This is a genomic window from Limosilactobacillus ingluviei DSM 15946 (assembly GCF_001435775.1).
Taxonomy (GTDB): domain Bacteria; phylum Bacillota; class Bacilli; order Lactobacillales; family Lactobacillaceae; genus Limosilactobacillus; species Limosilactobacillus ingluviei.
The window spans coordinates 14,823-27,514 of sequence record NZ_AZFK01000018.1 but is presented as its reverse complement, the minus strand read 5'-3'; the positions used below and the strand labels follow the sequence as shown (position 1 = coordinate 27,514).

Here is a 12,692-nt window from a genome sequence, read left to right as displayed (position 1 = left end):
ACCGTGCAAGATCGACCGTTCCTCTCGTAGAGAGTTCAAGATTTCATCCTCGGTCTTGACGATTGATCGAACACCAAACATTATTGCAAGGTTGATTGGTTTTCCTGTAATACGCGGATATGGCGGAATTGGCAGACGCGCTAGATTTAGATTCTAGTGTCCTTGTGACGTGAAGGTTCGAATCCTTTTATCCGCATTGCCACCTTTGAACTAGAGGTGGCATGAGTGTCCACCGTGCGGGCATCATCTCCTTTCTATAATTTATTTGCGTACGGGTATCTGGTGATTGATCTTGGGTTCGATTCCCTTGACTCGTATTCCCGGTATAGCACAACCGGGAAGGTGATACTAAATATTGATTTTGCGTAGTATCACCAGCACATCTAAAATCGTTTTCCGCTTGTAAAAGAGCGGTTTTACGAACATAGTTCAATTGGCAGAGAACGGCGGTCTCCAAAACCGTTGATCTAGGTTCGAGTCCTAGTGTTCGTGTAGGGCAGGTTAGAATCACCCTTCCGCCTGTCCGAAAAAGGTTAAACCTTCTCAAAGATGGCTTTGAGTTTTGATCAGGATTTATTCCTTTGTTGTGATTCGCATCTCCTCACTTTGTATAGCATTCAAAACACATTGCGAATCATAAAGCCAAACTATTGCAAAGACTCACCTCTTTGCCTGTTAAGAGTGTTACCGCAGACAAGAGACACTCTTAACTAATACTCCGGTAGCTCAGTTGGCAGAGCAATCAATTTATAATTGATGGGTCAGTGGTCCGAGTCCACTTCGGAGTATCAATTCTAATAGAAAGGAGTGATAGTGTGGAGGAATGGCGACCAGTTAAAGGTTGGGAGTCTTCTTATGAAGTGTCTAATATGGGCAATGTTAGGTCATTAGATCGTGTTGTTATTGATAAAAATGGGGTACGTAGATCCGTATATGGAAGAATGCTTACCAAGAGCAAACATACCAACGGGTATTACTTTGTGAACCTATGTCGGGAGAATTCGACACTTATGCGTGACGTCCATAGATTGGTAGCAGAAGCGTTCTTACAACATGATGACTACAAAAATGTTGTTCACCACAAAGATCATAATAGAACTAATAATTGTGTCGAAAATCTACAATGGGTAACCAATTACGAAAATATGGTTGAGAGCGCCATTTATCATTCGTCCACACATGATTATAAAGACAGCCATAATTTATTAGGAACTCACAAGTGTTTAGATTGTGGGAAGTTAGTTCGTTATAAAAGCGTCCGTTGCAAGCCGTGTGCGGCTAAGTATATACAACGAAACTATAAAAGTCATAAATTGACTAGTGACGAAGTAAAGGACGCACTGATCACGAACCGCGGTAACTTCACACAAGCAGCTAAGGCATTCGGAATGTCTGACAATGCACTAAGAAAATGGTGCAAAAAGTATGGTCTGCCAACTCGCTCCAAGGATTGGCGACATTAATATTCTTCTCGTGAAAGGTTGGGCGACCGATAAAGGTTTCACACCTCCAGTTAATGATTAACTAACCAGAATTTCTAATTACTGTTTAACTTTTTAAGCCGGTTAATTTTACACGCCTTTCCAATAGATAAATTTATGAAACATACACGAAAGTCGCCCCGGGGTTCGATTCCCCGCACGAGAATTGAAAGGAGATAAATTATCATGGAACAGATTAGTTTTTACACAGGGAACGATATTCGCGCCTTGCTGTATGAGCAGGGCATTACAACCTATTTTGCTAACAAGGCAATTTCATTGACCGCCGGTCATCTCAGCAAGCGTGATTACTTTAAGATTGGTCGGAAGGCTTGCTATTCGGAAGATGCCTACAAGAGCATTCAGGCAAAGGCAATTGAATTGCAAGAGTATCATGATAAGAACGTAGCTACGCCGGAAAAGACGAAGGGGCTTTACACAGCACGTGATATTGACCCTAAGAACCCACAACGGGCTTTGTCGTTTTTGAATAGCCGCGGATTTGATCCTGTTAAGCAATTGGTTCGTCCAGATACTAATCGTTGGATTAATTACTATGGCAAGGATGCTTATCAATGCTACGTTACTAACCATACGGAAGACGAACGTGGCAAGATGGTTACAGACGAACTGAATCGTGATATTGCTGAATTAACTAAGCAAAACCATGTGTTAAGAACTATGTTGGAAGCCAAGGATATTCAAATTCAAGGCAAGGATAAGACAATTGACCACTTAAAAGGTCGTATCGATGATTTGGAAAGCCAAATTAATCGGCTTACTGATGAATTAGATGGTGTGGTTGGTCATCGGCATAGTGGCAAGTTAGTTAAATTCCGAAAGGTGGCAAATGAATGGTAAGCAGACAAATGGCTATCAGCCAAAGCTTTAAAAATCTATCAGAAAAATTCTCATTAGTTAAATCTCATGACGTAAAATTTGGAACCGCAAAAACTATTTTGTCGAGCGTTGGTTTTACGCCAGAACGACAGGCTTTCTGGAAATATGAGATTACCCGCGATAATCAAGATCTTGTAAGCCAATATGATACTGATGGTCATGGTTCTATGAAGTATAATGCGTTGTACCTCTTATATCGTGTCTTATATTGCGAAAGAGAATACGGCGACAAATTCATGTTGGTCCATGATGGCCGATGGAGCGATAACTTTAAATCAGCTTCACAGATAAACAAAATGTTGACTCACCCATATAAAGATGTGGGGGGGGGCAATAAATTTACTAAAAAAACATGGGTGCTTGCCAGCTGCGGTAATTATTGACGTAACCTCTTCTTCAAAATGGCCGATGAACCTTTACAATACGGAAGAATCAATTAATGTCTTAAAAGAAGAGGGCATGTCTGTGGGACTATTGTTAGACCATGATCAACGCTATGTTCCGGGCAGCGGTTTGTTTACGATTGATAATTTTGATCCTAATCCAATAGCGGAAAAGTGGCTTTCGTCTAAGAAACCAGTCGTGGAAATGAATGGTGTTAAGTATTATTCAAGATCAGTATTCAACTCGTGGAACACAAAGCGAAAAATAACTCCGCTAAGAGGGATGCCGGATTTGATTACTACAATGCATGAAAGAAATCTGTTTCTTGATCTCCTTAGTGTCCGGGAACAAGAGCTTGATAATGCTTTAATTCAATGTGGTAAGTATGTGCAGAAGTATAAGGAACAAGGTAAACAAATCGAAAATAAAGTAGAGAAGCAATATAGAGATAAGTTTATGAAGCTACAACTAGATTTAAATAAGTCACAAAGCGCTGTACGCAAACATAAGCAAACAATTGAGGAACTATCTACTGAATTAGAAACGATTAAAGGTCTGCTTGGTCTTGGATAGATTTGTTGTGGAGAGGTGTTAATAATGCAAACTAATTATCCTGAAAAGTTAGTAACCATCAAGTGGATTAGTGGTTGGAAAGATGAAGATGGCATTCATCGCTTTCTTTACCCAAAATTATATACCTTTCGCACTACGTCAGAGTATGAACCGGGCCGCGTACTTAACATTGATGTTAGCCCAAAGTCATACCATCGCGCTGTTGTAGTAGCCATGAGTGATATGACCGAAGATGGCAAACACCACAAGTTTTTGAAGGCTAAACGGTCTAAGAAGTTCCCTTTCTGGGATTTTGACTACAACATGTTGTTGACGTATGACCCCGATTTGATGGTTGCTCAAGGTTTTATCGAAGACACTATGATGATGAACAACTGGGATTTGGTGATCGAACGAGTTGACGACAACAAGAAAACTCATTGGAAACACTTCGCATACAAGATTACCAATGCTGAAACGGGTGACGATATTGAGACCATTCAAAGCCCACGCAAACCAAGCCAGAAGGAAGCTGACAAGTGGTTTGCTCAGTATCTACTAACACACTAACACATAAACAAAACAGTTAACAAAACTAGCGTCGTTTAGTTGAACGGCTTGCGGCGCTTTTATTATACATAAAACACGCTTTAAAGCACTATTTGAAGGGAATGATTATATTAAATGATCTATGTAATCGGAAGCATTTCAGCAGGCAAATCGACATTTTCTAAGATGTTGGCTGATGATCTAGGAAGTGATTTTTACCTAGAAGATATCGAAAACGGGCTAATCAAAAACATGCTCAAGGAGTTTTACAGTGCCGGTAAGGAAAGCCGATCACGTGTAGCCGCCATGTTGCAAGTTGGATTCTTGACCGTGCGTTACCGGCAACTGAAAGAAGCTATGGTAAAGCGCAATGCAGTCATGGATTCTAACCTGATATCCGATGGCATCATGGCCAACCTCATTCATGATCGCGGCGAAATGGACAACGCCTCATTTAATATTTACATGACTTTAAATCAAGAAATGCAAGGGAATGTAAATGGTATGCCATGGAATGGCTTCCCGGATTTGATTGTTTACCTTGATATTGACCCAGAACACGAAATTGAATCTATTCAATCACGTGGGCGGGAAATGGAGGATATTCGTAAAGATCCGGAATTGGTTAATTACTACCATTCAGTAAATAAGGCGTACAAAGATTGGTATGAAGGTTTTCACCAAGCAACCGTTCTAAAGATTGACCGTGAGACGTACGACTTTGTGGCAAATGATAATGATCGGAATGCCGTACTAGATATGGTCGAACAGAAGTTGGTGGAACTAGGGTGCTTGACCCAAAACGAGTTTAACGCTATCCGTGCTAAGCGCGAAGGTGTTAAGAATGTATTCTAGCCTAATCCTAGTAATCTACACAATCATTCTGGTAATCATTACCGTGGTGTTTACCTGCGGGGCCGCTTGGGTTATCAAGCAAGTCAATTCCTTGTTTGCCGAGGTTGTAACTGAGCACCGTAATTTTGAGAGCCGGTGGGACGATATGGTCAAGTATTACGAGGATATGGCTAAATCAATTCGCCGGGAAAACCCGGGCGACCCTAATGAAGAAACCCCGGGCGATCGGTTTGCAAAAGGGTGGCGACCACGATGGAAGCACTAGTCAATATCATTCTAGTGTGCGCGGTCATCTGGTTCGCTACGCAGGTAGTCATCCCCGTGATCTTATATAGCGGGCTGTTGATCTACCTTGTAGCCCAATGGTTACTGGAAAAGTATCGAAAACATAAGTATTACAAGAAACATTAAGAGGTGTTAACAATGACGTTTAGTGAAGCAATCAAGGCACATAACGAACGACTTTTGGTTAGTGATGGGCGTACGGTTTACCGGGTATTGGATGTTGACCCGATGAATGAAATGGTCGTTGCAAAGTCACTAGAAAACAGTTTTGTCCGTAAAGGAACGGCCGATGCATTGTATTTCTCAAACATTGTTGGCACCAAGGTTTCTGCCTAGGGGAGGTTAAGTCATGTTGTACGCAACTTTATATATGTTATCGCTGTTTATCTTGCCAATGGTGGCCATCGCTCTAGTAGGTGGCGGCTTAATATGGTTGGTAGATAAGTACATGTGTTAGAGAGTGAGTGATTGTTATGTACGATGCGGAATTATGTTTGAATTGCGATCAATGTGATGGGTTAATTGCCCCGGGTGATGAGTATATCAATTATGGTCCCGGCAAGGGCAAGTATTGTAGTCAAGATTGCTTGGTTGATAGTCTATTGGACTATGGCGAAGCAACACGTGAAGTATGGGAGTTGTAATTAAATGAGTAAGACAATTTATTTTGGTTCTGGTTGGTTCAATGAAGACCAGCTGGCCGCCTATAATGATGCATACATGGCACTGGAACAAAACCCAACGGTGGATATGTACAATAGCTACATTCCTCGGGAACACCAATACCATGACTTGGAAGTAGCAGATCACCCGGAATTATTACATGACCGTGAATGGTCTACGGGTACTTTCCGGGGCGACATTAACGGGATTAAGACGAGTGATGTAACGGTGGCCATCTACTTACCGTTTGACGAAGATCCGGGTCTAGCCATGGAAATTGGGTACGCCCATGCCATTGGGAAGCACGTATTAATGGTCATCCCCGACGAACACTATGGTGAAGATATTAACCTCATGACTTGGGGTGGGGCAGACAATGTTATCAAGATGTCCCAATTATCCAACTACAACTTTAACCGACCAACCTTCGACTTTTACGAAGGCGGCGTGTACTAATGAGTGCGGCGGTTTTATTGCTGTTGATGATGGTTTTGGTTGCGACAAGTGATCATGGCTAAAGTGCACAACTACCCAATTGACGTCTGGTATAAACACTATCATGACGATCTAGTAAACAAATTGGTCGAGGTTATTGAGAAGGGTTGGACGTTCCGATTCAACGTGGTTGATCGGAAGCTGGCCCTTATGGTGGAGGAATCCAAATGAGCAAGGTAAGACGTAAAAATTCGATTGTCCATGTCGTTGAATGGACGATTGAAGATGATTATGGTTCTCTGGCGCTTAAGAAGGCATTTAAGTGTGAAGACGAAGCAATTGCCTTCGCTAAGAAGCACCGTGATGAATCAGCTCAAATCCATACTTTAGTAATTAATTAACTACATGGCCGGACTTTCCCGGCATTACATATATATGGAGGTGAAAACAATTGGCTAAATACAATGAGTATGTACCACTAACACGTATGTATATGAAAGATGGGGCTGAATATGTGGTGGCCGCTAGATATGAACGGTTGCGTGACTTGATTAGAGATAAGCTCACACTGTTATCTCTGAACGATTTTTTTGAAATGCCAATGGCGGTATATGACGGGTTGGCAGAAAAGTCTAGCACGTACACCTATCATGATTTAAAGGCTGTTACTGTCAACGTTAATGAAATTGAAATGATTTACGAAGATGATCGGCACCTTCTAAAAGTCGATGGACCAAAGGACTCATGGGTTGAGAATTGGGGGTAACAGTAATGGAAAAACCATTAAGTGTAATTGATATGGGTGATGTGGGGCTTTATGCCACACCGGTAGACCTTGACTCGTTAGCGTTCAATGCCAATGATGATAAGTTTCTATATATCCCATTACTCAACATTGCGTATAAAGATGGTCTTCGGTTGCGGCGTGAAGATTTTGAGGAGATGGCGATCAATACCCACAAAATCATTACGATTGAAAAGGCTGACCCAAGACAAGCTGTACTTATTACGGAGGATTAACCATGAAGGAATATCCAGCAACGATTATTGAACTTGAAAATGGCGACTTTTAGCTACGCCAGTATCCTATGACAAAATTTCAGATAAGTTAATCAAGAAGAAGAAACATGGCTTTATGCAATTGTACGCAAGCTATTTCCACCCAGAAAGCACCACTACCATTATCTTGGAAACGAGTCAGATGCGCAAAAAGACTATCAATGCACGGAAAATCGTAGCAATTGAAGAGTCCAAGCCAAACCACGTTACGATTGTTGACGATACGGAGGATGATGACTAATGGCTACTGAACGAGGATTATATTATTTCACCACACCAGTTAAACACTATGGCGATGTTCGTACTTATCAGATTGTTGTTCCGGGCTACAACATTGTCGAAGATGTGAGTGGTACTTCCCAAGAATTGCCACGTGAATTGGAATCAGCATGGTCGGCTATCCATGCCAAGGTTGCGGCCCAGCACGATGATCACAAGGCTCAAGTGATTAACCAACTCATCAACGAACATTTCACACGCGCTTATGAAAAGTGGGGTGCTTAATATTGAAGTATACTGATGGTTATTGTCCAGACTCTCAAGTCTATAAAACTCGGACTGGCGACCGTACAGGGCACGATATTCCCAAGGTTGAACACGCTCGGCAATGGTACCGAATCACGTTAGCCGATAGCGAGGGATATTGGGAAGCCTATGATTTAGCGTCAGACCAAACCTTATTTGGTTTTATCGATGGCAAGACGGCCTATGGTGAACGAATTATGATTCCACAAGACAAAATCACGTCAATCAGATCAATTGTTGATGTAATGGAAACTGCCGAACTGGAAGGTGCCTTGAAAGATGCTCAAGAAGACCCATCCACTAGAGCAGCCTATGTAGAAGGCGGACAATTGATTAAGGATAATTTGCGGTGGACGGTGCGTAATATCTACGATGGGGAAGCGCACGTAAAGTCCGACCCGGTTTGGGTGCTAAACCTACAAGGAGCGGGAAACCTTCGCATGATTGATGAAAATACCGCGGAGTTAATTACCGAAAATCGTGCCTATGAATTACAAGTAGGTACTAATATTATCTACGACCCAGACACAAACGAAATTAGCGAAGTGCTAGGAAAGGTTAATTTTAAGAATGAAGAAGACGTATAAAACGAATTTTGAAATTGAAGCTGAACAATTCGATGGTTCAGAAGAAATGGCTAAAGAATACGAAATGATGATGTCGCCAGCGGGCGTGTACTATGTTAATGCTTTTGATGGTGCTAAGGCGATCCGGGAAGGGGATTGGCTGATCAGCAACGGCGAAGATATTGCTATTGTTGATGACGATTACTTTGAAGAACACTATGAATTGGTTGAAGATGATGAACTAGCCGATGGGCTTGCCAAGGTGATTGAAGCATTTAAGGCTGAAGGACGTAAAGCGGAACAGTTCGACGTTACAACCTATATTGCAAAACTAGCGCTGGACGTGCAAGGTATTAACAAGAAGCTGGACGAAATTAAGGATGCGCAACTTAAACAAGAACAGATCCGTCATCACGAAAAGATGGCGCAATCATCCGCCTACGATCAATTTGTTGATGAGTTGACGGAAGCATTAAAGAACCTGCTGTAATGGGTGCTGATTTAGTACGGATTTACCATGACCCAATCACTACATTTCAAGATGAGTATTGGTTAATCGATGGGTTCTGGGTCGAAATTGTTAGGTTCTACGACCTACGATATTCTACCTTTCCGTCCGAATGGTCAGCGGTATTCGTGGTTTTTGATGAAGTTGCTGACAACACGTATCACTATTCAAATTGCAGGGGCTGCTATTGCCACCAAAATGGAGAGGTGATCATTGATGGGGCGGACGACTTTAGTAAAGATCTAATCGAGGAGATTATTTCGGTGTTCGCCCCACCATTTGAAGAAGTGAAGGTGACGTATGCATGAGCTTTCAGTTCGATATTGAAGCCGCTAAGAAGCTCCCAAAATTATCGCCAGAAGACTCTAGGGAGTTGGCGGCGCGCTATAAAAAGGATGATCAACTGTAAGCCTTGTTGTCTAGACTAAGTTTTTAGAAACTACGTTATTTTGGTGATCATACCCGGTAATGGTACCCTAGTTGCCGGCTCTATGGGGGAGGGGGGGGGGCACTGTAAACAGGCATCAGGTTAAGGTGCTCGTCAACCTCGTTAATAAGCCTTAATAACATTGTCGAAGGGGTAACCACATGGACCTAATCACTCTGTTAGGCCCGTGATAAGGTCGTTGCTACCTTATGAAAAAGAAAAGGAGTGTTTCATGCAAAATCACGTATTTGTGCTGAACCAACACGGTCATTCGCTGGCAAAAATAATCTCTAACGAACGAAAGACCAACCATGCTAATTCTTGATGATCAATATTATTGAACATCAATAACAAAAGACCAATCTAGCATCTCAAACATTATTTTTCATACTTATAAAATTTTCAAAAAAAAGACGGTGACCTAATTGTTTAAATTATCAAAAAATAATATCAGTACCATTTTAACCATTATTACAGCAATCTTTATTATTGTCACCGCCATTTTAGTGATGCTTTACTTTATCCCTGCAAAATCAGTAGTCACTAACATTCAACCAATTAATGTTCAAAAGTCACAACCCGTTAAAATTACCAGCTTTGACATTGATTTATCTTACCAAGGTAATCAAGATGACTTTGAGTACCTGCTAGACAACCAATCAGAACCAGCTGATGAAATTTTCAGTATTGATAACGTTACTTTTAATGAAGATGACCAAAATATTGACGTTTCACACGACTACTTCAACGACGATGATGAAAATCAAGCACTTAATAATCTATTGCACAATCCATATTATGTTGGTCAAAATTATTACAGCAACAATGATCATCCCGCCGTAAAAGTCACCACCCATAATAATAACTTATTTGGTCAACAACTAAAGCCTCAAACCAAACAACACAACGTTTGGCCAAAAGATCTTCATGTTGGTCAACGCATTCATCAAGATACTTTTACAACCGACAATCACACTAAACTCAATAACTACGACAACACCAGTTACTTTACCCAGCCAACCAACAAGCAAAATACAATTTTACATGTTGAAGGTCATTATAAACTTGGGAAATACAACCATTCCTGGACTGGTGATTACCACATTAATGTTAATCCACAAACTCACAAATTAACCTGGAAACAAGGCGATATCACTAACGATTAAGCAACTCAAAGAAAGGATGTTGAAATGATAGATCGAATAGAGGAGGTGATAAATATCGACAAATGGCAAGTCGTTAAGAGCAACATTTTAGAATCCGGCCGGGCATTGATCTTAGCAGAGTTGGTTCCATTGGCATATACCATCTTTGTATTTCTGCTAATGGACTTCCACGTCTTTGCAATGATTATGTTTGGGGTCGCTTTAGTCATCATGGCTATTATCTTTGTGGTCTACCTCGGGGCATGTGTAGTTAATATCCATCACGACCTTAGCGGCAAAGAGACTGACAAACCCAGAATGGAAACATGAATATTAAAGACTTAAAAATCACTGAACAAAGTATAAAAGAGTTTTGGGGTGAAATGGAGGCGAAATACAGCATGAAGGAAGAGGATTACAATTACCTAATTTCAAGTTTGCAGGCAGAAGTAATGGCTTTAAATGATAAGATCATCCGCCTACAAGACGCTTTGATCAGCAACAAGAGAATCACGGGTGTGCAACGTGGTATTTTGGTAGAACAACAAATGCCAGCCATGAAGGAATACGCTCAGGCATTATCCTTGCGCATTGAAGACTTGCAACAACGCAAGAACAACCTAGCCTAGTGGCATATTAAGTTGGGTGCGATTCCCAACTAGGTTTTTAGTTAGATTTTGGAGGTGTGGACCTATATGGAGACTTATTATTACATTGGTGGCGATGACGTGGCGGGAATCCTACCAAAGAAATTAAAACGTTACGACAGCCTAAAAGAAGCAACACAGGATTTAAAACAACTCATACATGGTAATGCTATTACCCGTGTAAAGGAGAAGAAATGGTCCCAAGAGGACGGCCTACCTGTTGTTGCAATCTACTATGAAATGGGCGACGGGGTCTTCTACCGTGACTATGAATATTGGATTCGTAAGCGAACGGTACAACCTGTATATGTTGTAATGGAAAAGGATTCAAGTTCGGGCAATCAAGAGATTGTTGCCATGTTTTATAGCAAAGAATTGGCGCAGAGTTGTTTAGATGACCTTCCATTGATTAATGGTCGCAACGTCACAAAACGATACTGGGTCGAGAAGCACGGGGTGGAGATCTATGATTAGCCAATATATAGTTTACACAGACCGCTGGAGCGATGATGAATTTAATGACTACAACCCAGTAGCATATTACGACCATTTAAACGATGCAGTCGAATATGTTAAGAAAGAAGTTCGGAAGATCACCCCGCGACTTATTAAATGGTCTGACGATAAAACGAGATGTAAGGTGTATTACGAAGATGCTGGAGAACGGCTGCTAGATTACTCTTACTATATTGACAAAGCGTATGATGATAATATGGTCTGGATGCTTCGTCACTGGAACCTTTCCTCAGGGGTTGGTGGCAATTTAGAGGATACGTTACTTGGTATATATCCATATAACGTGGAATTCCGTCGAATTCGTGACGATGTTAATAAGTACGCAAGCAATATTATCGATAGTCTTCGTCGTCAGAATGATGTTAAGTTGGCCGGGCTAATAGAGTACACCCAAGATGAAACAGGGGGAATGGTGCCGGATGATTGTCCAAAGCCATATGTTTCCTACAATATAAGGGTCACATATAAGGACGGTGCTCAAGTCATTCCGTGTGGTTTTGATGTGGTCTCTTACGAGATGAATCGATACGACGACTATCTAGAAAATCGTATCTACCATAATTATTTAGTAGGCAAGCAATATCTGGAAAGACCAAAAAGGGAAGTGCGCAATGATTAAAGAATATCAGAAAACCAATGTCATTAAGGCCGAAAAGCTTACTAAAGAGAATATATGGGATCTGAAAGACAAATACGGGCTTGAAAATCGTTATGATGTTAATCCTAACTCTTCCGCACCTGTCTTTCTATGGGAAACCGATAGATATAATCCAGTTTATTTCGGCGATTGGATCGCTACCGGTACTGATGGCAAACACTGGCTAATTAAAGCTGATGATTTTAAAGAGTATTATAAAGAAGTGATGGCAAAATCCACGACGGATTTTGATAAACTACTATACGAGCTACAATATAAATGTCGGGAAATAAGTCCCAACCTTATCGTGGAGTGGAACTATATACACGAAGATAAAATTCACACTTCGGTAATGATTAGTTTGGAAACTGATAATGAGCCACGTCTGTTAGCACATTGCCTTGTTGATAAGAATATTTCAAACCAGCCACAAATTCGCGTTATGTATCGTGAATATGGGGATAGTGCCATTGCACGCTATATTGTTTGCTCCCTGAATGCCTTGGCCAGCTTTGCCGACGAATGGCAAAAACTGGAGGAGAGGTATAACCATTGATG

Annotated in this window: 22 protein-coding genes and 3 tRNA genes; all 25 read left to right on the top strand. The window is 41.2% G+C overall.

Translation table 11 applies throughout. The features are described from left to right. Positions 1-113 precede the first annotated feature (113 nt). The 25 genes from FC43_RS03055 (at position 114) to FC43_RS02940 (ending at position 12,690) form a co-directional block, all read left to right on the top strand. A tRNA-Leu gene (locus tag FC43_RS03055) sits at positions 114-196 on the top strand. A gap of 222 nt (positions 197-418) precedes the next feature. Then, positions 419-492 (top strand) — tRNA-Trp (locus FC43_RS03050). 223 nt (positions 493-715) lie between these two features. Continuing rightward, positions 716-788: transfer RNA gene (locus tag FC43_RS03045), tRNA-Ile, on the top strand. A gap of 27 nt (positions 789-815) precedes the next feature. Continuing rightward, the gene (locus FC43_RS03040; RefSeq protein ID WP_056954010.1) at positions 816-1,463 is read left to right on the top strand and encodes an NUMOD4 motif-containing HNH endonuclease; all 648 of its coding nucleotides are present in this window, start codon (positions 816-818) and stop codon (positions 1,461-1,463) included. Positions 1,464-1,667: 204 nt separating this feature from the next. Further along, complete coding sequence (locus tag FC43_RS03035; protein WP_056954008.1) at positions 1,668-2,342, top strand: hypothetical protein; 675 nt, start codon at positions 1,668-1,670, stop codon at positions 2,340-2,342. After that, positions 2,336-2,764: a hypothetical protein gene (locus tag FC43_RS03030; protein WP_056954006.1), complete on the top strand. Its 429-nt coding sequence runs from the start codon at positions 2,336-2,338 to the stop codon at positions 2,762-2,764. Before FC43_RS03035 ends, FC43_RS03030 begins: the two co-directional genes overlap by 7 nt. After that, entirely contained in the window at positions 2,742-3,338 is a 597-nt protein-coding gene (locus FC43_RS03025) for a hypothetical protein (RefSeq protein WP_156648247.1), read from the top strand. Before FC43_RS03030 ends, FC43_RS03025 begins: the two co-directional genes overlap by 23 nt. Before the next feature lie 24 nt (positions 3,339-3,362). Continuing rightward, entirely contained in the window at positions 3,363-3,887 is a 525-nt protein-coding gene (locus tag FC43_RS03020) for a hypothetical protein (RefSeq protein ID WP_056954002.1), read from the top strand. Between the two features lie 114 nt (positions 3,888-4,001). After that, on the top strand, positions 4,002-4,721 hold the full coding sequence (locus tag FC43_RS03015) for a deoxynucleoside kinase (RefSeq protein ID WP_056954000.1): 720 nt from the start codon (positions 4,002-4,004) through the stop codon (positions 4,719-4,721). Beyond that, on the top strand, positions 4,711-4,986 hold the full coding sequence (locus tag FC43_RS03010) for a hypothetical protein (protein WP_056953997.1): 276 nt from the start codon (positions 4,711-4,713) through the stop codon (positions 4,984-4,986). The genes FC43_RS03015 and FC43_RS03010 overlap by 11 nt, the downstream gene beginning before the upstream one ends. Then, positions 4,974-5,132: a hypothetical protein gene (locus FC43_RS11015; RefSeq protein WP_156648245.1), complete on the top strand. Its 159-nt coding sequence runs from the start codon at positions 4,974-4,976 to the stop codon at positions 5,130-5,132. Before FC43_RS03010 ends, FC43_RS11015 begins: the two co-directional genes overlap by 13 nt. A gap of 12 nt (positions 5,133-5,144) precedes the next feature. Continuing rightward, the gene (locus tag FC43_RS03005) at positions 5,145-5,342 is read left to right on the top strand and encodes a hypothetical protein (RefSeq protein ID WP_056953995.1); all 198 of its coding nucleotides are present in this window, start codon (positions 5,145-5,147) and stop codon (positions 5,340-5,342) included. Between the two features lie 312 nt (positions 5,343-5,654). Next, the gene (locus FC43_RS03000) at positions 5,655-6,125 is read left to right on the top strand and encodes a nucleoside 2-deoxyribosyltransferase (RefSeq protein WP_056953993.1); all 471 of its coding nucleotides are present in this window, start codon (positions 5,655-5,657) and stop codon (positions 6,123-6,125) included. A gap of 206 nt (positions 6,126-6,331) precedes the next feature. Then, positions 6,332-6,505 carry a hypothetical protein gene (locus tag FC43_RS11010; RefSeq protein WP_156648243.1) on the top strand — a complete coding sequence of 58 codons (174 nt, stop codon included), beginning with the start codon at positions 6,332-6,334 and terminating at the stop codon, positions 6,503-6,505. 50 nt (positions 6,506-6,555) lie between these two features. Further along, positions 6,556-6,870 carry a hypothetical protein gene (locus FC43_RS02995; protein WP_056953991.1) on the top strand — a complete coding sequence of 105 codons (315 nt, stop codon included), beginning with the start codon at positions 6,556-6,558 and terminating at the stop codon, positions 6,868-6,870. A gap of 5 nt (positions 6,871-6,875) precedes the next feature. Continuing rightward, positions 6,876-7,124, top strand: a complete 249-nt coding sequence (locus FC43_RS02990) for a hypothetical protein (RefSeq protein WP_056953989.1) — start codon at positions 6,876-6,878, stop codon at positions 7,122-7,124. Between the two features lie 115 nt (positions 7,125-7,239). Next, positions 7,240-7,404, top strand: coding sequence for a hypothetical protein (locus FC43_RS11005; protein ID WP_156648241.1), 165 nt, complete (start codon positions 7,240-7,242; stop codon positions 7,402-7,404). Next, positions 7,404-7,667 (top strand): hypothetical protein, encoded by a 264-nt coding sequence (locus FC43_RS02985; protein ID WP_056953987.1) that lies wholly within the window; start codon positions 7,404-7,406, stop codon positions 7,665-7,667. The genes FC43_RS11005 and FC43_RS02985 overlap by 1 nt, the downstream gene beginning before the upstream one ends. Positions 7,668-7,669: 2 nt before the next feature. Further along, on the top strand, positions 7,670-8,275 hold the full coding sequence (locus FC43_RS02980) for a hypothetical protein (RefSeq protein ID WP_056953985.1): 606 nt from the start codon (positions 7,670-7,672) through the stop codon (positions 8,273-8,275). After that, positions 8,259-8,744, top strand: coding sequence for a hypothetical protein (locus tag FC43_RS02975; protein WP_056953984.1), 486 nt, complete (start codon positions 8,259-8,261; stop codon positions 8,742-8,744). The genes FC43_RS02980 and FC43_RS02975 overlap by 17 nt, the downstream gene beginning before the upstream one ends. An 870-nt stretch (positions 8,745-9,614) precedes the next feature. Next, complete coding sequence (locus FC43_RS02965) at positions 9,615-10,355, top strand: hypothetical protein (protein WP_056953978.1); 741 nt, start codon at positions 9,615-9,617, stop codon at positions 10,353-10,355. Positions 10,356-10,660: 305 nt separating this feature from the next. Further along, complete coding sequence (locus tag FC43_RS02955; RefSeq protein ID WP_156648239.1) at positions 10,661-10,963, top strand: crAss001_48 related protein; 303 nt, start codon at positions 10,661-10,663, stop codon at positions 10,961-10,963. Positions 10,964-11,029: 66 nt separating this feature from the next. Beyond that, complete coding sequence (locus FC43_RS02950; protein ID WP_056953969.1) at positions 11,030-11,455, top strand: hypothetical protein; 426 nt, start codon at positions 11,030-11,032, stop codon at positions 11,453-11,455. Then, entirely contained in the window at positions 11,448-12,116 is a 669-nt protein-coding gene (locus tag FC43_RS02945) for a hypothetical protein (RefSeq protein ID WP_056953968.1), read from the top strand. The genes FC43_RS02950 and FC43_RS02945 overlap by 8 nt, the downstream gene beginning before the upstream one ends. Beyond that, complete coding sequence (locus FC43_RS02940) at positions 12,109-12,690, top strand: hypothetical protein (RefSeq protein WP_056953966.1); 582 nt, start codon at positions 12,109-12,111, stop codon at positions 12,688-12,690. Before FC43_RS02945 ends, FC43_RS02940 begins: the two co-directional genes overlap by 8 nt. Positions 12,691-12,692 lie beyond the last annotated feature (2 nt).